Raw genomic sequence first — 18,791 nt, 5'->3', positions numbered from 1 at the left:
CCTCGCGCCACCGCACCACACCCGGAGGCAACACCAGTGCAGGACATCCGCGACGCCATCCTCGCCGACGACACCGCCGCCCTGGCCGGGCTCTCGGTCCCCGAGTCGTACCGGGGCATCACCGTGCACGCCGACGAGGCCGACATGTTCGAGGGGATGGCCTCGCGGGAGAAGGACCCCCGCAAGTCGCTGCACCTCGACGACGTCCCCACCCCCGAGGTGGCCCCCGGTGAGGCGCTCGTGGCCGTCATGGCCAGCGCCATCAACTACAACACCGTGTGGACCTCGATCTTCGAGCCGGTGTCGACGTTCAGCTTCCTCAAGCGCTACGGCAAGATCTCGCCCCTGGCCAAGCGCCACGACCTGCCCTACCACGTGGTCGGCTCGGACCTCGCCGGCGTCGTGCTCAAGACCGGCGAGGGCGTGCACACCTGGAAGCCCGGCGACAAGGTCGTGGCGCACTGCCTCTCGGTCGAGCTCGAGGCCCCCGACGGCCACGACGACACGATGATGGACCCCGAGCAGCGCATCTGGGGCTTTGAGACCAACTTCGGCGGCCTGGCCGAGCTGGCGCTGGTCAAGACCAACCAGCTCATGCCCAAGCCGGACCACCTGACCTGGGAGGAGGCCGCCTCCCCCGGGCTGGTCAACTCCACCGCCTACCGCCAGCTGGTCAGCGCGAACGGCGCCAACATGACCCAGGGCGACGTCGTGCTCATCTGGGGCGCCTCGGGCGGCCTGGGCTCCTACGCCACCCAGTTCGCGCTCAACGGCGGCGCGACGCCGGTGTGCGTGGTCTCCTCGCCGGAGAAGGCCGAGATCGCCCGCAAGATGGGCGCCGAGCTGATCATCGACCGCTCTGCCGAGGGCTACAAGTTCTGGTCCGACCCCGAGACCCAGGACCCGCGCGAGTGGAAGCGGTTCGGCCAGAAGATCCGCGAGCTGACCGGCGGCGACGACCCCGACATCGTCTTCGAGCACCCCGGCCGCGAGACCTTCGGCGCGAGCGTCTACGTCGCCAAGCGCGGCGGCACGATCGTCACCTGCGCGTCGACCTCGGGCTTCATGCACCAGTACGACAACCGGTACCTGTGGATGAACCTCAAGCGGATCATCGGGTCGCACTTCGCGAACTACAAGGAGGCCTATCTGGCGAACCGCCTGGTGGCCCAGGGCGCGATCCACCCGACGGTCTCGCGGGTCTACCCGCTGCACGAGACCGGCGAGGCCGCCAACGACGTGCACCACAACAGCCACCAGGGCAAGGTCGGCGTCCTCGCCCTCGCCCCCGAGGAGGGCCTCGGCGTCACGAACACCGAGAAGCGCGCCCAGCACCTCGAGGGCATCAACCGGTTCCGGGGCGTCTGATCGTCGCCGGTACGGTGCGCGGACGGGTGGGGACGACACCCTCACCCGTCCGTGGAGCACCCCGCGTCCCGCCGGTACCGTGAGCCGCATGCCGTCCGACGAGCACGAACTGTTGCCGCTGGGGACCGGCTTCGACGTCGTGCGCCGCGGGTACGACCGCGGACAGGTCGAGGAGCACCTCGACCGCGTCGAGGCAGACCTGCGGATCCTCACCGCCGACCGCGACGCCGCCGTGGCGCAGGCGACCGAGCTCGCGCGGGCGCTCGACCACCACCGTGCGCACGTCGAGGACCTGCGGGCGCAGGTCGACCGTCTCTCGGCGCCGCCGGACACCATGGAGGGCCTCTCCGAGCGCCTCCAGCGCATGCTGCGCCTGGCCCAGGACGAGACCCGCGCGATGCGTGACGAGGCCGCCGACGCCTCCCGCCGTATCCGCGAGGACGCCGACGAGTACGCGCGCCGCACGATGAACGGCGCCGACGAGCACGCCCGCGGCACCACGGCCGAGGCCGACGAGCACGCCCGCCGGATCACCGGCGAGGCGAACGAGCGGGCACGCCGGACCGTCGAGCAGGCCGAGGAGCAGGCGCGCGCCACGCTCGAGGAGGCCCGCCGCCAGGCCCGCGAGATCCACGAGCGCGCCGAGGCCGAGGCCGAGGAGGCCCGTCACCGCTACGACGACGGGCTCGCCGACAACGAGCGCCGCCGGCACGCGATGGAGGACGAGCACCGCGGGGTCATGGAGGGCGCCCGCACCGAGGCCGCCCGCCTGCGCCAGGAGTCCGAGCAGGAGCGCGAGCGCCTCGACACCGAGGGCCAGGCCACGCGCGACCAGGTCGAGAACGACTTCGCGGTCGCCATGGCGGCCCGTCGCCGCGAGGCGATGCGCCAGATCGAGGCCGACGAGCGCACCTCGCGCGAGCGGGCCGACAAGTACGTGCAGGACGCCTCCGAGGAGGCCCGGCGCCGTCTGCGCGAGGCCGACGCCGAGGTCGCCGAGATGCGGCGCCTGCGCGACCGGGTCGGCCAGCAGCTCAACACGCTGCGCACCGCGCTCGGGGCGCTGCCGACGGTCGACTCGTTCCCCGAGGAGGGGCACGAGGGCGACGGTCGCCCGGTGCTGCCCGACCCGCCGGGCCCGCACGCCAACGGTTCCGGATCCGACCTCGGCGGCGCCTCCGCGCCCGAGCAGCGCAGCGCGGCCCCGACCCGCTGACGCATCAGCGCGCGTGTCCGGCATCCGCCGCAGCTCACCCCTATGTGAGCGATTTCCGGTGCTATAGCACCGGAAATCGCTCACATGGGGCGCCGATCAGGAGCGCCGTTTCCGCCGCCAGCAGCCCGTGTGCCAGTGCCGGCGCTCGACCGTCCCCTCGGGCTCGTCGGCGGGCCAGGCGACCACGTGCGGCGTGCCCGGCGGGATGTCCTGGTGGCAGCCGGGGCAGACGTAGGTCTTCGTCGCCGCCGTCCCGCTGATCGAGCGCACCGTCCAGCCGTCCTCGTCGCGCACCCAGCCGCCCCGCAGCGGCGGGGGTGCCGCGGCGGGGGGCGGGGGGCGACGGGAGCGGCGGGCCACTACTTCTTCTGGTAGTCCCGGAACCCCTGGCCGGTCTTGCGGCCGAGACGCCCGGCGGTGACCAGGTGCTCCAGCAGCGGCGCGGGCGCGAAACCGGGGACGCGGAACTCCATATACAGCGAGCGCTCGATCGCCAGCGACACGTCGAGGCCGACGACGTCGAGCAGCGCGAACGGCCCCATGGGCAGCCCGCAGCCGTTCTTCATGGCCGAGTCGATGTCGTCGGCGGTCGCGTAGTTCGCCTCGAGCATCGCGGTGGCGTCGTTGAGGTACGGGAAGAGCAGCGCGTTGACGATGAAGCCGGCGCGGTCGCCGCAGAGCACCGGGTGCTTGCCGATCTTCGCGGTGACCGCGCGCACGGTCGACGTCACGTCGGGCGCCGTGGTGATCGGGCTGACGATCTCGACCAGCTTCATCACCGATGCGGGGTTGAAGAAGTGCATCCCGATGACGTCGTCGGGGCGCTGGGTGGCCGCGGCGCACTCGACCACCGGCAGCGACGAGGTCGTGGTCGCGAGGATGGCGCCCTTCTTGACGACGTCGTCGAGCGCGCCGAACACGGCCTGCTTGACCTCGAGGTCCTCGGCGACGGCCTCGACGACGAGGTCGCAGCCGGCGAGGTCGTCGAACGTCGTCGTCGGGCGGACGCGCGCCAGCGTCTCGTCGCGGGCGTCCTCGGAGAGCTTGCCCTTGACGACGGCCTTCTCCAGCGACTTGCGGATGCCCGCGACCACGCCCTCGCCCTTGGCCTCGGTGCGGGCGCGCACGATGACCTCGTAGCCGGACTTGGCGAAGACCTCGGCGATGCCGGTGGCCATCGTGCCGGTGCCGACGACGCCGACGGTGGCGACCGTGCGCTGGTCGCCGCCCTCCTCGCCGGGCGGCGGCGGGGTCAGGGAGTCGGCGACGACCTCGGGCGAGCCGGGGGCGGCGTAGGTGTAGAAGCCGCGCCCGGACTTCCGGCCCAGCAGCCCGGCCGTGATCATCTGCTTGAGGATCGGGGCGGGCGCATGGCGCTGGTTGCGCGACTGCCGGTACATCGTGTCGAGGATCTCGTAGGCGGTGTCGAGGCCGATGAGATCCATCAGCGCGAGCGGGCCCATCGGGTAGCCGCAGCCGTAGCGCATCGCGGCGTCGAGGTCCTCGCGCCCGGCGTAGTGGGACTCGAACATCCCCACGGCCTGGTTGAGGTAGGTGAAGAGCAGGTTGTTGGCGATGAAGCCGGCGCGGTCGCCGCACACCACCGGGCTCTTGCCGAGCTGGACCGCGAGGTCCGTGACGTCGGCGAGCACCTCGGGGTCGGTGACGACCGTGCGCACCACCTCGACCAGCGCCTGCACGGGCGCCGGGTTGAAGAAGTGCATGCCGACGACCTGGCTCGGGCGCTCGGTGCGCACCGACAGCTCGGTGATCGAGAGCGACGAGGTGTTCGAGGCGAAGATCGTCTCCGGGCCGCAGACCTTGCTCAGGGCGGCGAAGACCTCGGCCTTGAGCTCGAGGCGCTCCGGCACGGCCTCGACCACGAGGGCGACGTCGGCGAGGTCGCCGAGGTCGGTGCTGATCTGCACCCGTCCCAGCAGGGCCTCGCGGTCGTCGGCGGCGAGCTTCGAGCGGTCGACCGCCCGCTGCGTCGACGCCTCGAGGGTCTCGCGGCCCTTGGTGGCGGCCGCCTCGTCCACCTCCACGGCGACGACCTCGATGCCGCCCCGGGCGAACACCTCGACGATGCCGGCCCCCATCGTGCCGAGACCGACCACTCCGACCCGGGCGAATTCGCGCGCCACGCCGTTGCCTTCCTGCCGACGACCGTTGACGGGCGCGATCCTGCCATGTGCGCCGCCGTCTCACCCGGGCCCGACGGAGGGGTTCGTACTTGTCGGTAACTTGACCGTTCCGGTAGGTCGGGGCGCCCGACGGGCCAGGAGCAGGGCCCCGACCAGCGCGGCGAGGACGAACGCGCCCGCCGCGACCCAGAACCCGGCGGCGATCCCGGCCGGCGCGGCCGTCCCGCCCGGTTGCTCGCCGTCGGCGGCGATCACGACCGCCCCGATCACCGCGATGCCCAGCGTGCCGCCGAGCTGGCGGACGGTCTGGACGACGCCGGAGGCCTGGGTGCGCTCGGAGACCCCCACGCGGGCGAGCGCGTCGGTGTTGGTCGGGGACAGCGTCAGCCCGAGCCCCACCCCGACCAGGGCCATCCCGGGCGTCTGGAGGACGTAGTCCAGCCCCGGCAGCGCGAGCAGCCACAGGACCGTGCCGACCGCGCAGAGCACCAGACCCGTGAGCACCGGCCCCCGGACACCGGCCCGGTCGAACCACCGGCCCCCGACCTGGGCGGCGAGGGTCAGCGGCAGGATCAGGGGCAGCACCGCGAGCCCGGCGCTCATGGGCCCGAAGTCGAGCAGCTCCTGCAGGTAGATCGAGCTGTAGAGCACGAGCCCGAGCAGTCCGAACTGCACGAACCCCATGACCACGGCGGCACCGGTGAAGCCGCGGTCGGCGAACAGGCGGACGTGGATCAGCGGGTCGGACGCGCGCACCTGGCGCACGACGAACCAGCCCGTGGCCGCCAGCCCGCCGACGACCAGGGCCAGCACCGGCGGCGACGACAGGCCGTCGGTGCCCGCGAGCTGGATCCCGAACGTCGTCGCGGCCAGCCCCGCCACCACGAGCACGACGTCCAGGGGCCGGATGCGGGTGCCGGGGACGCGGGCGGCGGGCACGGGGGCGATCGCCACGAGCACGAGCGTCGCGATCCCGACCGGCACGTTGAGGAAGAACACCGCGCGCCACGAGACGTACTCGGTGAGCAGGCCGCCGATGAGCGGGCCGAGCGCGACGAAGATCTGGCTGATGCCGGCGAAGACGGCCATGGCGCGACCGCGCTCCCCCGGGCCGAACGACGCGATGACGATCGCGCCCGACACCGGCACCATGAGCGCCGCGCCCGCCCCCTGCAGCGTGCGGCAGGCGATGATCGTGGCCTCGCCGAGGGCGCCCGCCGGGGCCAGCCCGCAGCCGACGGACGCCAGGAAGAACAGGCTGACCCCGGACCGGAACGCCCGCCGGGGCCCGAGGAGGTCCGCGGCCTTGCCCCCGAGGGCGACCAGGGCCGCGAGGGCGAGCACGTAGGCGTTGACCACCCACTGCTGCCCGGCGGGGTCCAGCGACAGGTCGCGCCCCATCGTCGGCAGCGCGACGGACACGACCGTCTGGTCGAGCATGATCATCGACAGCGAGCCGGTCATGGCGACCAGCACGAGCCACCGCTTCGGGTCGGGCGCGGGTGAGCTCACTTGTCGCGCCCGCGCAGCTTCCAGCCGACCATGGCGGCCGCGGCCGGCAGGAGCGCGATGCCGTGCGGCATCCCGGCGACCGGCGCCGGGTCGGTCCGCCCGGGACGCGACCACGGCCGGCCCTCGTGGCCCGCGTGGGCGGGACGCAGCCCGATCTCGTCGAGCATGTTGACCGACATCATGCCGCCGAACACCGGGTTCGGGTTGGGCCCGCCGCCGCCGAGCTCGGCGACGCGCCGGCCGAGATCGGTCGCGAACCCGGCGGGGTCCACCGTGTCGTGCCCGTCGGTGATCTCGAGCGCGGCCTCCTGCAGGGCCACCGCCTGGTCGAGGATCTCGTCGAGGTGCGCGACGACCTCGTCGCCGCGCCGGACGGTGCCGTCGTGTCCCTCGGTGACGGCCGACACCGCGCCCTCGGCCGCGGCCGTGGCGACCGCGCCGAACACGGTCGTCAGCTTGAGCTGGTCGGCGTCGCGCATCGCCCCGCACGGCCCGTTGACCTCGTCGCCGAGGTGGACGAGCCCGGCGTCGCGCAGGTGGACGATCACGTGCCCGGCGCAGTGCCCCTGGCTGCGCAGCACCCGGACCGCGCCGTCGGCGAACGACCAGCCGGTCATCCGCACCGAGCCGAGCGACAGTCGCTCCAGCGGGCGCTCCTCGTAGGTCCGCGTCGTCGTCCCGAACGGGTGCAACGGCTGGAACAGGGAGACGACCTTCTTCGCGGACAGCGCCGGCGGCGCGGGGAGCGGGGCCACCCCGGTGAGGCGGTCGAACGCCCGCTCCCAGTAGGTCACCGGGTCCCGCATCTGCTCGACGTCGCGGGCCGACACCCAGTGCTCGGCGGGCACGCCGAGCTCGGCGGCGAGCTCGTCGACCAGGTCGTTGTTGCCGACGTGGTCGGTGTGGCCGTGGGTGGTGATCAGCAGGAGCCGCGACCACGGCCCGACCCGGTCGACGGCCGTGCGCAGTGCGGCCCGGAACGCCTCGGTGACGCCCGTGTCGACGAGGACGAGGTGCTCGCCCGCCCGGTGCACGAGCGCGTTGCCGACGTCGGGCTGCTCGTGGGCGATGTCGAGCTCCTGGCCGAGGACGAGGACCGTGCGGTCGTCGATCTCGACGAGGCTGCCGAGAGGGGTGGGCTCGGTCATCGTGGGGTGCTCCCGGAGTGGTCGGTCGGCGGGACGTTGTGGTTGATCCGGAAGACGTTGCCGGGGTCCCACGCGTTCTTGATCGCGACGAGCCGGTCCCACGTGTCGCGGTCGTAGGCCGCGCGCACGTCGGCCACCGAGACGTGCGCTCCGGCGAGGAAGTTGACCAGGGCGCCGCCGTCGCTCCACGCCGCCAGGTCGTCGAGGAGGGCCTGCTCGGCGGCGGTGTCGGACACGCTCGGGCCCGTCGGGTGCGGGTGGGCGGTGGTGTAGACGGTGGCGGCCGCGTCACGGTGACCCACGGCGTCCGGCACGGCCGGCGGGCGCGCGAGGGCCCCGCCCATCAGGCGCAGCTCGACGAGGAACGGGGCGCGCGGCCCGGCGTGGCGCAGGATCGTCGCGAGGACGTCGCCGTCCACCCGCCGCAGCGCCAGCGAGCGGCTGTTCGTGGCCAGCGGGGTGACGGGGTCGTTGTGGATCGTCCCGATCGCGGTGACGGGCAGGGTCGCGACGCTGTCGAGCAGCGGGGTCGCCGCGGCGCGCACTGGGGCGATCACCTCCTCGCACCGCGCGGGCTCCCCCGACGAGCAGACCCGCACGTGCGCGCACCAGCGCCCCCGCACCGCGGCCGGGACGGCCGGCACGTCGGGGAAGGTCATCAGCGCGGCGGACAGGCTCACCTCGTCGGGCGCGCCGTCCCCGGTCGCGACGAGCGCCGCGAGCACCGCCGGCGCGTCCTCGCCCGCGAAGAAGAGCCCGCCGCCGTACACCTCGCGCAGCGGGACGAGGCCGATCTCCATGCCGGTGACGACGCCGACGTTGCCCCCGCCCCCGCGCAGCGCCCGGAACAGGTCGGGGTGCTCGTCGGCGGTGACGCGGCGCGCGACGCCGTCGGCGGTCACCACGTCGAGGCGGCGCACGTGGTCGGCGGCGAAGCCCCAGCGCCGCCCGAGCTCACCGAGCCCGCCGCCCAGGGTGTACGAGACGGCGCCGACGGCGGGCGCGGACCCGACGAGCGGCGCGAGGCCGTGCGGGGCCGTCTGCCGCAGCACGTGGTCCCAGGTCGCCCCGGCCTCGACCCACGCGGTGCGCGCGGCAGGGTCGACCCGCACGCCGTCGAGGCGCCGGGTGGTGATCAGCAGGGTCCCGTCGCCGGCGGCGACCGTGATGCCGTGCCCGGTCGCCTGCACCCCGACGGCGAGGCCCGCCCTCACCGCGTCCCGGACCGCCGCGAGGACGTCGGCCGCGCTCGTGGCGCCGACGACGACCGCCGGGTGGTGCCGCACCGACAGGTCGAAGCCAGCGAGCTCGGCCTCGTAGCCGTCGTCACCCGGGTGGAGCACCGGACCCGCGACACGCTGTCCGAGATCCTGGGTCACACGGGTGAGCCTGGCCTACCGCCGTGCGATCACCAAGACGCCGGAAGCGTGATCGAGTGACGGAGCGCGGTCAGCCGCGGCGACCGTAGAGCACGCTGACCAGCCGGGTGAGGAACCGGACGACCCAGCGCGGCCGCTCGAACGTCATGATGTTGACGCTGCGGAAGCGGCGCTCGGAGATCGCGAGCGGGCGGGTGAACTCGCGCAGCCCGTCGACGCCGTGGATGCGTCCGAAGCCGGAGTCGCCGACGCCGCCGAAGGGCAGCGAGGGGATGCCCGCGAACGCGATGACCCCGTTGACCGACACCATGCCGGCGCGCAGGCGGCGGGCCACCTCGTGGCCGCGCTTCGTCGCGAACACCGAGGCCCCGAGGCCGTAGCGCGAGGCGTTCGCCCGCTCGACGGCCTCGTCGATGTCGCGGACGCGGTTGACGACGACGGTCGGGCCGAACGTCTCGTCGGTGACCGCCGTCGAGTCCTCCGGCACGTCGGCGAGCACCACGGGCTCGACGTAGGGCGCCCGCACCGACTCGCGGCCGCCGACGACCGCGCGGCCCCCGCGGGTCAGCGCGTCGTCGATCTGGCCGGAGATGATCCCGAGCTGGCTCGGCATCGTGATCGGCCCGTACTGGGAGTCCGGCGCCCCGCCGGGGGTGACGTTCGCGGCGCGGCGGGCGACCCGGTCGAGGAGGTCCTCGGCCACCGCGTCCACGACGTACACGCGCTCGACGCCGACGCAGGTCTGGCCGGCGTTCGACATGGCGCCCCAGACGACGGCCGCGGCCGCGTCGTCGAGGTCGGCGTCGGCGTCCACGAGCAGGGCGTCCTTGCCGCCGCACTCGACGAGCACCGGCGTCAGCGACTCCGCGCAGGTCGTCATGACCTTCTTCGCGGTGGCCGTCGAGCCGGTGAACGCGACCTTGTCCACCCCCGCGCGGCACAGCGCGGCGCCCGTCTCGCCCTCGCCGGTGACGAGCTGGAAGACGGCGTCGGCGTTGTCATCGGCACCGACCGCCTCGGCGAAGCTGTCGACGAGCCACTTCCCGACGCCCGGGGTGAGCTCGCTGGGCTTGAAGACCACCGTGTTGCCCGCGGCCAGCGCGTAGACGATCGAGCCCATCGGCGTGAACACCGGGTAGTTCCAGGGGCCCAGCACGCCGATCACGCCCATCGGCGGGTACTCGACGGTGGCCTTGTGGTTGATCATCAGCAGGCCGGCGGCGGCGTTGCGCGGTCCGAGCACCTTCGCGGCGTGCTTGGCGGCCCAGTGCAGGTGGTCGAGCGCGAGGATGCCCTCGATCCGGGCGTCGTCGAGCGGCTTGCCGGTCTCGCGGCTGACCACGGCAGCGAGCTCCTCGCGCCGCCGGTCGATGAGCTGGCGCCAGGCCGCGAGCTTGTGGGCCCGGCCGTCGAAGCCGAGGTCGGTCCACCACCGCGACGCCCGCCGCGCCCGCGCGACCGTCGCCTCGACCTGCTCGGGCGTGTGCCGCGGGTAGGAGGCGATCACGGCCCCGGTGCGGGGGTCGAGGGAGTCGAACGTGGTCTGCTGGGTGGCCGCGGGCACCGTCCCCGCGTCGCGGGTGCTCGTCATGGCCATGAAGGTACTTGCGAGTAGCGGTCAGGCGCGACTGTTCGTCCGTGTCAGCGGCGTGGCGTCGCAGACACTGGGTGTCCGTATTCTTCCGTGGATCAAGGAACGGCGATCACGACAGGGCGGCGCGGATGCGGTCCGCGGTCGCGTCCAGGCTCGCGCGGTCGGGGCGGGTCCAGTCCGCGAGCAGGCGCAGCCCGTCGCCGCGTCGGCGCGGGATGACGTGCAGGTGCACGTGCCACACCGTCTGCCACGCGACCGCCCCGTCGGCGAGCAGCAGGTTCACCCCGTCCGCCAGCCCGGCCGCCCGCAGCCCCGCCGCGACCCGCCGCGCCAGCGCCCACATCGCCGCGCCGTCGGCGTCGGTGGTGTCCGCGAGGTGCGCCGCGTGCGCCCGGGGCACGACGAGCACGTGCCCCGGCGTGACGGGCTGGAGGTCGAGGAACGCCACGGCACCCTCGGACTCGGCGACGACGCTCGCCTCGCCGCGCCCGTCGACGATCCGGCAGAACACGCACTCGCCGTCGACCTCGGCGGGCAGGCGCTCGCGCACCCGTCCGCGGCCGAGGCGGCGCGCGAGGGCGCGCGTCAGGCGCCCACCCATCAGAACAGGCGGAACTCGTCGACCTCGGCGCCGCGCAGGGCGTCGTAGTCGAGCGTCACGCAGCGGATCCCGCGGTCGACGGCAAGCGTCCGGGCCTGCGGCTTGATCTGCTGCGCCGCGAACACCCCAGCCACCGGCGTCAGCAGCGGGTCGCGGTTGAGCAGCTCGAGGTAGCGGGTCAGCTGCTCGACGCCGTCGATCTCCCCCCGCCGCTTGATCTCCACCGCCACCGACGCGCCCCCGGCGTCGCGGCAGAGCAGGTCGACCGGGCCGATCGCCGTCGGGTACTCGCGCCGCACCAGCGTCCAGCCGTCCCCCAGCGTCGTCACGTGCTGGGCGAGCAGCTCCTGCAGGTGGGCCTCGACGCCGTCCTTCACCAGGCCCGGGTCGACGCCGAGCTCGTGGCTGGAGTCGTGCTGGATCTCCTCGAGGGTGATCGTCAGCGTCTCGTCCGCCTTGTTCCGGACCGTCCACACCCCCGGTTCCTCCGTCAGCCAGCACGGGGGGCTCATCCAGTTCAGCGGCTTGTAGGCCCGGTCGTCGGCGTGGACGCTGACCGACCCGTCCGCCTTGACCAGCAGCAGCCGCAGCGCGCTCGGCAGGTGTGCGGTGAGGCGGCCGGCGTAGTCGACCGTGCATCGGGCGATGACGAGGCGCACACCCCGCAGAGTAGGAGACGGGCGACCGGGATCATCCCGGGGTGTGGACCACCCGGTGACGACCAGCAGCCGCGAGATCTACGCCAACCCGTGGCTGACGCTGCGGGAGGACACCTTCCGCCGGCCCGACGGGTCCGACGGTCTCTACGGCGTGATCGACAAGCCCGACTACGCGCTGGTCATCGCCCTCGACGGCGACCGCCTGGCCATGGTCGAGCAGTACCGCTACCCGCTCGGGATGCGCCGGTGGGAGTTCGTCCAGGGCACCGCCCCCGACCGCGCCGAGATGCCCGCCGAGGAGCTCGCCGCGCGCGAGCTGCGCGAGGAGACCGGCCTCACCGCGGCCACCTGGACCTACCTCGGCCTGCTCGACGTCGCGCCCGGCGTCTCCTCCCAGCGCGGCCGCGCCTTCCTGGCCACCGACCTCACCCCCGGCCCTCCGGAGCGCGAGGCCACCGAGGCCGACATGCGCTCCGCGTGGGTGACGCGCGCCGAGTTCGAGGAACGGGCCCGGACCGGCGAGATCACCGACGCCCAGACGCTCGCCGCCTACACCCTGCTCGTGCTCCGGTCGTCGTAGCGGTGCGTGCCCGCCGCCGTGGACGGGCAGAGTGGGGACATGGCGTTGGTGCGGCTCGGTCCGCTGTCGGTGCCCACCCCGGGCGAGGTGGTCGGCTGGGTCGGCGAGGTCGTCGACGTCGGTGCCCGCCTGCCCGGTCGCGTGGACGCCCTGCTCGACGAGGTGACGCGCCTGGTCGGCGTGCTCGGGCAGCTCGCCGAGCGCGTCGACGGCCTCGTCGACCGCGCGGACACGATCGTCGTCCGCGTCGACGGGGTGATGAGCCGCGTCGACGGCGTCATCACCGAGGCCGGGCGCATCACCGACGGCGCGAACGAGGTCGTCGGCTCGGCCCGCGCGATCACCGGTGGCGCCGAGGAGGTCGTCGGCTCCGCCCGCGCGATCACCAGTGGGGCCGAGGAGGTCGTCGGCTCCGCACGCAAGATCACCGAAGGTGCCGACGAGGTCGTGTCGTCGGCGCGGGGCATCACGGGCGGCGCGAGCGAGGTCGTCGAGTCCGCGCGCCGCATCACCGCCGGCGCGGACGAGGTCGTCGGCTCGGCCCGCACGATCACCAGCGGCGCCGAGGAGGTCGTGGGCAGCGCGCGCAGCATCACGAGCGGCGCCTCCGAGGTCGTCGACTCCGCACGCTCCATCACCAGCGGCGCCGAGGGCGTCGTCGGCTCCGCCCGCGAGATCACCGACGGCGCGCGGGAGATCGTCGAGGGCGCCGGCGCGACGAGCCGTTCGGCCCAGGAGCTGCTGGACCTCTACCGCCCGATGCTCGAGCGCGGCGCGCCCCTGGCCGGCAAGTTCGTCGACGAGCTCAGCCCGGAGGAGGTCGACGCGGCGATCAAGCTCGTGGACCAGATGCCGCAGTTCACCGAGCACATGGTCACCGACATCATGCCGATCCTCGCGACCCTCGACCGCGTCGGACCGGACCTCCACGAGCTCCTCGACGTCACCAAGGACCTGCGCCAGGCGATCGACGGCATCCCGGGGTTCTCGTTCCTCAAGCGGCGCGGCGCCCGGGACGACGACGAGGAGTGATCACGTCGGGATCACGGCCTGCGTCTGCATCGTCCGCGCGACGAGGCGGCCCCGGTCGTCGGTGAGGTCGGTCTGCACGACGATCTGGGTGCGCCCGGAGTGCACGGGCCGTGCCGTGGCCAGGACCTCGGAGCCCGACACCGCGCGCAGCAGGTGCGTCCCCGACTGCGTGGTCGCGGTCCGGGCGCCCTCCGGGAGGCCGAGGTGGGCGCAGACGGCGCCGGTGGTGTCGGCGAGCGTCATCAGCGCACCGCCGTGCAGCAGCCCCCCGAGAGTGGTGTTCGCGTCGGACCAGGGCAGGACGGCGACGGTCTCGGCGGCGGACGCGGTCTCGAGGCGCATGCCGAGGGCGGCGGCGTAGGGCATGGCGGCGATGAGGTCGTCCGGGGTCACGGACGACAGCCTGGGGCCCCGCCGCGGAGATCGTCCATGACCTGCGAGGTCATCGACCGGGCTACCGCGGCCGGGTCAGGGTTCTCCCGACACCCACCGACGAAGGAGGACCCATGGAGTCCGTCGACCGCTACCTCGCCGCCTGGAACGCCACGGATCCCGCCGCCCGCCGCGACGCGGTCGCCGCGGCGTTCACCCCCGACGCCCGCTACGTCGACCCGCTCGCCGACGTCTCCGGCCACGACGGCGTCGACGCGCTGATCGCCGGGGCGCAGGAGCAGTTCGCGGGCCTGACCTTCACCCGCGGCGACGTGCTGGACGCCCACCACGACGTCGTGCGCTTCACCTGGCACCTCGGTCCCGACGGCGGTGCGGGTGGAGAGCCCGTCGTCGTCGGCTTCGACGTCGCCGAGATCGCCGAGGACGGGCGCCTGCGCACCGTCCACGGCTTCCTCGACAAGGTCCCCGGCTGACTACCCGCCCGCGACGGGTGTCGGGGACGGGGCGGCGTCGAGACCGTTCGCCTCGCGGACGACGTCCACGAACTCGCCCATGATCCCGGTGAGCGAGTAGGTCTTCGGCGTGACGATCCGCTGCACGCCGAGACGCTCGAGCTGCTCGGCGTCGGCGGGCGGGATGATCCCGCCGACGACCACCGGGATGTCGTCGGCACCCGCGCGGGCCAGGCCGTCGAGCACGGCCGGGACGACCTCGAGGTGCGAGCCCGACAGCACCGACAGGCCGACGACGTGCACGCCCTCCTGCACGGCGGCCGCGACGATCTCGGCGGGCGTGAGGCGGATGCCCTGGTAGATGACCTCGAAGCCGGCGTCGCGGGCGCGCACGGCGATCTGCTCGGCCCCGTTGGAGTGCCCGTCGAGCCCCGGCTTGCCGACGAGCATGCGCAGCGACCCCGCGCCCATCTCCTCGGCCGTCCGCCGCACGCGGTCCCGCACCTCGGCGAGCTCCTCGGGGGCCTCGCCGGCCCCGGAGCTCGCGGCCGACACGCCCGTCGGGGCGCGGTAGGAGCCGAAGACGTCGCGCAGGGCGCCGGACCACTCCCCCGTCGTCACCCCGGCGCGGGCGCACTCGAGCGTCGCCTCCATGAGGTTCTCGTCGGTGCCCGCGGCCGTCCGAAGGTGCTCGAGGGCGGCGTCGGCGGCCTCCTGGTCGCGCGAGGAACGCCATTCCTGCACCGCGCGGGCGGCCTCCTCCTCGACCGACTTCTCGACCGTGAAGATCGCCTCGGCGCCCTCGGCCTGCAGCGGGCTGGGCTCGGTGGAGGTGAACTTGTTGACGCCGACGACGACGTCCTCGCCGGACTCCATCCGCTGGCGGCGCCGGGCGAGCGACGACACGAGCTGGGACTTCATGTAGCCGGAGTCGACGGCCGGCACCGCGCCGCCCATCTCGGCGACCTTGGCCATCTCCGCGCGGGCGCCCTCGACGATCGCCGCGGTCTTGGCCTCCATGACGTGCGACCCGGCGAAGATGTCGTCGTGGTCGAGCAGGTCGGTCTCGTAGGCCAGCACCTGCTGCATCCGCAGCGCCCACTGCTGGTCCCACGGCCGCGGCAGGCCCAGCGCCTCGTTCCACGCCGGCAGCTGCACCGCGCGCGCCCGGGCGTCGCGCGACAGCGTGACCGCGAGCATCTCCAGCACGATCCGCTGGACGTTGTTCTCCGGCTGCGCCTCGGTGAGCCCGAGGGAGTTGACCTGCACGCCGTAGCGGAAGCGGCGCATCTTCTCGTCGGAGACGCCGTAGCGCTCGCGGCAGAGCTCGTCCCAGAGCTGCGAGAACGCCCGGAGCTTCGCGATCTCCTCGATGAAGTGCAGCCCCGCGTTGACGAAGAACGAGATGCGCCCGACGACCTGGCCGAACTTCTCCTCGGGCACCTGGCCCGAGTCGCGCACCGCGTCGAGCACGGCGATCGCCGTCGAGAGCGTGTAGGCGACCTCCTGCGTCGGCGTCGCCCCGGCCTCCTGCAGGTGGTAGCTGCAGATGTTGATCGGGTTCCACTTGGGCACGTTGAGGTAGGTCCACGCGATCATGTCGGTGATCAGGCGGACGCTCGGCGCCGGCGGGAACGCGTACGTCCCGCGCGAGAGGTACTCCTTGACGATGTCGTTCTGCGTGGTGCCCGCGAGCTTCTCGCGGTCGGCGCCGTGCTCGTCGGCGACGGTGACGTAGAGCGCCAGCATGTACATCGCCGTCGCGTTGATCGTCATCGACGTGTTGGCGTCGTTCAGCGGGATGCCGTCGAAGAGCGCCCGCATGTCGCCGATGTGCGACACCGGCACGCCGACCTTGCCGACCTCGCCCTTCGCGAGCTCGTGGTCGGGGTCGTAGCCGGTCTGCGTGGGCAGGTCGAAGGCCACCGAGAGGCCGGTCTGGCCCTTCTCCAGGTTGCGTCGGTAGAGCTCGTTCGACGCGCGCGCCGACGAGTGGCCGGCGTACGTCCGCATGACCCAGGGGCGGTCGCGGGCGTCGTCGCTGGGGTAGGGCACGTCGGGTACCTCCGCTGCGCTTCGTCACCTGGCGATGACCCGCTGATGTTACCGACGGGTCTCGGCGACGGAATCGCACGCGGGATGCCGTGGGACACAGGATCGGTCAGGTCGGGACACGCAGCGCAGCGGAGCTGGACCGGTCACACTGGCGGGATGGGGTCCATCACCGAGATCGCGCTGGTGGTGTCGCTCGTCATCCTGCTCGCCGGCGTCCTGCGGTACACCTTCGGACGCGGCCCCCAGGGCGCGGTGCCCGACGCGACCGGCGACCTGGGCCTGCTCGAGACCGTCGCCGTCGTCCCCACGCGCGAGGCCGCCGACGTGCTGGTGGCGAAGCTCGCGCGGGAGAAGGTGCGGGTCACTCTCAGCCACGGCGTCGAGGGATGGCGGCTGCTGGCCTTCCCCGGCGACGCCGACGACGCCCGGGTGGTCCTCCGCGCCATGTGAGCACTTTCCGGGCCGATAGGCCCGGAAAGTGCTCACATGGGAGTCAGCGCTGCGGCGGCGCGACGATCCGGTGGATGTCGCCGCCGAGGGCGGCGAGGTTCTCGACGAACAGCGGGTAGCCGCGGTCGATGTGGGCCACGTCCCACACCTCGGTCTCGCCGTCCGCGCACAGCCCGGCGAGCACCAGCCCCGCCCCGGCGCGGATGTCCGACGCCCACACCGGCGCCGACGACAGCCGCCGCACGCCCCGGACCACCGCGTGGTGCCCGTCGGTGCGCGCGTCGGCCCCGAGCCGCACCATCTCCTCGACGAACCGGAACCGGCCCTCGAAGACGTTCTCGGTGATCATCGACGTGCCCTCGGAGATGGCCGAGAGCGCGATCGCCATGGGCTGCAGGTCGGTGGCGAAGCCCGGGTAGGGCAGCGTGACCCAGTCGACCGAGCGCGGCCGGCCGTCCATGACGACGCGGAAGCCCCCGTCGAGGGTGACGACCTGCGCCCCGGCCTGCCCCAGCCGGTCGAGCACGAGGTCGAGGTGGTGGGGGTCGACGCCGTTCACGGTGACGTCGCCGCCGGCCATGGCGGTGGCGAAGCCCCAGGTGGCGCCCACGATGCGGTCGCCGATGACGCGGTGGGTGGTCGGCGTCAGCGGCCCGCCGCCGTGCACGGTGAGCGTCGACGTGCCGCCGCCCTCGATCTTGGCGCCCATCTGCTGGAGCATCGTGACGACGTCGACGATCTCCGGCTCGCGGGCGGCGTTGTCGATCACGGTCGTGCCCTCGGCGAACACCGCCGCCATGAGGATGTTCTCGGTGGCGCCGACGCTGGGGAAGTCGAGCCAGATCTGGGCGCCCCGCAGCGTCTCGGCCCCGGCCACGACGCAGCCGTGCGAGATCTCGCTCGACGCGCCGAGCAGCCGCAGTCCCGCCTGGTGCATGTCCAGCGGGCGCGAGCCGATGGCGTCGCCACCCGGCAGCGGCACCACCGCGCGGCGGCACCGGGCCACGAGCGGCCCCAGCACGCACACCGAGGCCCGGAGCCGCGACACCGAGCGGTAGTCCGCCTCCGGGGTCAGCTCGGCGGGGACGTCGATGGTCACCGTGTCGCCCTCGACGGTCACCGCGCACCCGAGGCTGCGCAGCACGTCGGCCATCAGCGGGACGTCGAGGATCTCCGGACAGTTGGTGATGACCGTCCGACCCTCGGCGAGCAGGGCGGCCGCCATCAGCTTGAGCACGCTGTTCTTGGCGCCGACCACGTCGACCGCCCCGGACAGCGGGCCGGAACCGCGCACCACGAAGTGCTCGTTCATCGGCGGGTGACGCTACCCGCCCGCCACCGGCCGGCCGTCGCCAGCACCCTCGACGGCGGGCCCGGCCCCCGGCGCCACCCCCGAGGCCGCCCCCGCCGCGGCCCCCATCCGCTCCGGACGGCGCGGCACCACCATCGGCGTCCCGGTCTCCGGGTCGGGCAGCACCCGGCAGGCCAGGCCGTAGACGTCGGTCACCAGCTCCTCGGTGAGCACGTCCCGCGGCGCCCCGGTCGCGGCGACCACGCCGCCCTTGCGCAGGGCGATGAGGTGCGTGGCGTACCGGGCCGCCTGGTTGAGGTCGTGCAGCACCGCGACGAGCGTGCGCCCGAGCTCGGCGTGCAGGCGCGCGCAGAGCTCGAGCACGTCGATCTGGTGGGAGATGTCGAGATAGGTCGTCGGCTCGTCCAGGAGCAGGATCGGCGTCTCCTGCGCCAGCGCCATCGCGAGCCACACGCGCTGGCGCTGGCCGCCGGAGAGCTCATCGACCAGGCGCGAGGCCAGGTCGGCGACGTTCGTCAGCGCCATCGCCTCCGCGACGGCCACCTCGTCGTCGTCCGACCACTGCCTGAGCAGCTGCTGGTGCGGGTAGCGGCCGCGGGCGACGAGGTCGCCGACGGTGATGCCGCCGGGGGCGGTCGCGGTCTGGGGCAGCAGCCCGAGACGGCGCGCGACCTCCTTCGACCGGTAGCTCGCGATCGCCTGCCCGTCGAGCACCACCGAGCCCGCCTGCGGGGCGAGCACCCGGGCCAGCGCCGCGAGCAGCGTCGACTTCCCGCACGCGTTGGGCCCGACGATCACGGTGAACGAGTCGTCGGGGATCTCCACGGAGAGGTCGCGGGCCACCGTGCGGCCCTCGTAGCCCAGGGTCACGTCCTGGGCGTGCAGGCGGGTCATGG

General features: G+C 73.7%; 18 protein-coding genes. 6 read left to right on the top strand and 12 right to left on the bottom strand.

All coding sequences use genetic code 11. The annotated features are described in order from the left end of the window. The first annotated feature begins 36 nt into the window (after positions 1-36). A complete protein-coding gene (gene ccrA, locus WCD41_RS04000; protein ID WP_337712070.1) occupies positions 37-1,368 on the top strand; it encodes a crotonyl-CoA carboxylase/reductase in 1,332 nt (443 codons plus the stop codon). A gap of 88 nt (positions 1,369-1,456) precedes the next feature. Continuing rightward, a complete protein-coding gene (locus WCD41_RS03995) occupies positions 1,457-2,584 on the top strand; it encodes a DivIVA domain-containing protein (protein WP_337712069.1) in 1,128 nt (375 codons plus the stop codon). Between the two features lie 96 nt (positions 2,585-2,680). Here WCD41_RS03995 and WCD41_RS03990 read toward each other — a convergent pair whose 3' ends face one another. The 8 genes from WCD41_RS03990 to nucS form a co-directional block, all read right to left on the bottom strand. After that, positions 2,681-2,944, bottom strand: a complete 264-nt coding sequence (locus WCD41_RS03990; protein ID WP_337712068.1) for an Rv1322 family protein — start codon at positions 2,942-2,944, stop codon at positions 2,681-2,683. After that, the gene (locus tag WCD41_RS03985; RefSeq protein WP_337712067.1) at positions 2,944-4,728 is read right to left on the bottom strand and encodes a 3-hydroxyacyl-CoA dehydrogenase family protein; all 1,785 of its coding nucleotides are present in this window, start codon (positions 4,726-4,728) and stop codon (positions 2,944-2,946) included. Before WCD41_RS03985 ends, WCD41_RS03990 begins: the two co-directional genes overlap by 1 nt. A 60-nt stretch (positions 4,729-4,788) precedes the next feature. Further along, positions 4,789-6,240 carry a DHA2 family efflux MFS transporter permease subunit gene (locus tag WCD41_RS03980; protein WP_337712066.1) on the bottom strand — a complete coding sequence of 484 codons (1,452 nt, stop codon included), beginning with the start codon at positions 6,238-6,240 and terminating at the stop codon, positions 4,789-4,791. Then, the gene (locus WCD41_RS03975) at positions 6,237-7,388 is read right to left on the bottom strand and encodes an MBL fold metallo-hydrolase (protein ID WP_337712065.1); all 1,152 of its coding nucleotides are present in this window, start codon (positions 7,386-7,388) and stop codon (positions 6,237-6,239) included. The genes WCD41_RS03980 and WCD41_RS03975 overlap by 4 nt, the downstream gene beginning before the upstream one ends. Next, positions 7,385-8,767 (bottom strand): FAD-binding oxidoreductase, encoded by a 1,383-nt coding sequence (locus WCD41_RS03970; protein ID WP_337712064.1) that lies wholly within the window; start codon positions 8,765-8,767, stop codon positions 7,385-7,387. The genes WCD41_RS03975 and WCD41_RS03970 overlap by 4 nt, the downstream gene beginning before the upstream one ends. A gap of 70 nt (positions 8,768-8,837) precedes the next feature. Then, positions 8,838-10,358 (bottom strand): aldehyde dehydrogenase family protein, encoded by a 1,521-nt coding sequence (locus WCD41_RS03965; RefSeq protein ID WP_337712063.1) that lies wholly within the window; start codon positions 10,356-10,358, stop codon positions 8,838-8,840. A 112-nt stretch (positions 10,359-10,470) separates the two neighbouring features. Next, positions 10,471-10,962: an HIT family protein gene (locus tag WCD41_RS03960; RefSeq protein WP_337712062.1), complete on the bottom strand. Its 492-nt coding sequence runs from the start codon at positions 10,960-10,962 to the stop codon at positions 10,471-10,473. Then, positions 10,962-11,621, bottom strand: coding sequence for an endonuclease NucS (gene nucS / locus WCD41_RS03955; protein WP_337712061.1), 660 nt, complete (start codon positions 11,619-11,621; stop codon positions 10,962-10,964). Before nucS ends, WCD41_RS03960 begins: the two co-directional genes overlap by 1 nt. A gap of 55 nt (positions 11,622-11,676) precedes the next feature. Between nucS and WCD41_RS03950 the strand changes: the two genes are divergently transcribed. Next, positions 11,677-12,201, top strand: a complete 525-nt coding sequence (locus tag WCD41_RS03950) for an NUDIX domain-containing protein (RefSeq protein WP_337712060.1) — start codon at positions 11,677-11,679, stop codon at positions 12,199-12,201. Positions 12,202-12,240: 39 nt separating this feature from the next. Beyond that, complete coding sequence (locus WCD41_RS03945) at positions 12,241-13,233, top strand: methyl-accepting chemotaxis protein (RefSeq protein WP_337712059.1); 993 nt, start codon at positions 12,241-12,243, stop codon at positions 13,231-13,233. Here WCD41_RS03945 and WCD41_RS03940 read toward each other — a convergent pair whose 3' ends face one another. Then, positions 13,234-13,626: a PaaI family thioesterase gene (locus WCD41_RS03940; RefSeq protein WP_337712058.1), complete on the bottom strand. Its 393-nt coding sequence runs from the start codon at positions 13,624-13,626 to the stop codon at positions 13,234-13,236. A 113-nt stretch (positions 13,627-13,739) separates the two neighbouring features. Here WCD41_RS03940 and WCD41_RS03935 point away from each other — a divergent pair, with 113 nt between their 5' ends. Then, entirely contained in the window at positions 13,740-14,099 is a 360-nt protein-coding gene (locus tag WCD41_RS03935; RefSeq protein ID WP_337712057.1) for a nuclear transport factor 2 family protein, read from the top strand. Here the strand turns inward: WCD41_RS03935 and WCD41_RS03930 are convergent, their stop codons facing one another. Continuing rightward, positions 14,100-16,133: an ethylmalonyl-CoA mutase gene (locus WCD41_RS03930; protein WP_337712056.1), complete on the bottom strand. Its 2,034-nt coding sequence runs from the start codon at positions 16,131-16,133 to the stop codon at positions 14,100-14,102. 156 nt (positions 16,134-16,289) lie between these two features. Here WCD41_RS03930 and WCD41_RS03925 point away from each other — a divergent pair, with 156 nt between their 5' ends. Then, entirely contained in the window at positions 16,290-16,583 is a 294-nt protein-coding gene (locus WCD41_RS03925; protein WP_337712055.1) for a hypothetical protein, read from the top strand. Between the two features lie 43 nt (positions 16,584-16,626). Here the strand turns inward: WCD41_RS03925 and murA are convergent, their stop codons facing one another. Next, on the bottom strand, positions 16,627-17,895 hold the full coding sequence (gene murA, locus WCD41_RS03920) for a UDP-N-acetylglucosamine 1-carboxyvinyltransferase (RefSeq protein ID WP_337712054.1): 1,269 nt from the start codon (positions 17,893-17,895) through the stop codon (positions 16,627-16,629). Positions 17,896-17,907: 12 nt separating this feature from the next. Continuing rightward, positions 17,908-18,789 carry an ABC transporter ATP-binding protein gene (locus WCD41_RS03915; RefSeq protein ID WP_337712053.1) on the bottom strand — a complete coding sequence of 294 codons (882 nt, stop codon included), beginning with the start codon at positions 18,787-18,789 and terminating at the stop codon, positions 17,908-17,910. Positions 18,790-18,791 lie beyond the last annotated feature (2 nt).

Source organism: Actinomycetospora aeridis, assembly GCF_037400275.1.
GTDB classification, from domain to species: Bacteria; Actinomycetota; Actinomycetes; order Mycobacteriales; family Pseudonocardiaceae; genus Actinomycetospora; species Actinomycetospora aeridis.
This window is presented reverse-complemented; position numbering and strand designations above follow the sequence as displayed.

Excerpts from the sequence above, each read along its gene's own strand:
- WCD41_RS03975 (WP_337712065.1), bottom strand. The coding sequence starts at position 7,388 with ATGACCGAGCCCACCCCTCTCGGCAGCCTCGTCGAGATCGACGACCGC.
- WCD41_RS03945 (WP_337712059.1), top strand. The coding sequence starts at position 12,241 with ATGGCGTTGGTGCGGCTCGGTCCGCTGTCGGTGCCCACCCCGGGCGAG.
- WCD41_RS03960 (WP_337712062.1), bottom strand. The coding sequence starts at position 10,962 with ATGGGTGGGCGCCTGACGCGCGCCCTCGCGCGCCGCCTCGGCCGCGGA.
- WCD41_RS03995 (WP_337712069.1), top strand. The coding sequence starts at position 1,457 with ATGCCGTCCGACGAGCACGAACTGTTGCCGCTGGGGACCGGCTTCGAC.
- WCD41_RS03925 (WP_337712055.1), top strand. The coding sequence starts at position 16,290 with ATGGGGTCCATCACCGAGATCGCGCTGGTGGTGTCGCTCGTCATCCTG.
- murA (WP_337712054.1), bottom strand. The coding sequence starts at position 17,895 with ATGAACGAGCACTTCGTGGTGCGCGGTTCCGGCCCGCTGTCCGGGGCG.
- WCD41_RS03935 (WP_337712057.1), top strand. The coding sequence starts at position 13,740 with ATGGAGTCCGTCGACCGCTACCTCGCCGCCTGGAACGCCACGGATCCC.
- WCD41_RS03965 (WP_337712063.1), bottom strand. The coding sequence starts at position 10,358 with ATGACGAGCACCCGCGACGCGGGGACGGTGCCCGCGGCCACCCAGCAG.
- WCD41_RS03915 (WP_337712053.1), bottom strand. The coding sequence starts at position 18,789 with ATGACCCGCCTGCACGCCCAGGACGTGACCCTGGGCTACGAGGGCCGC.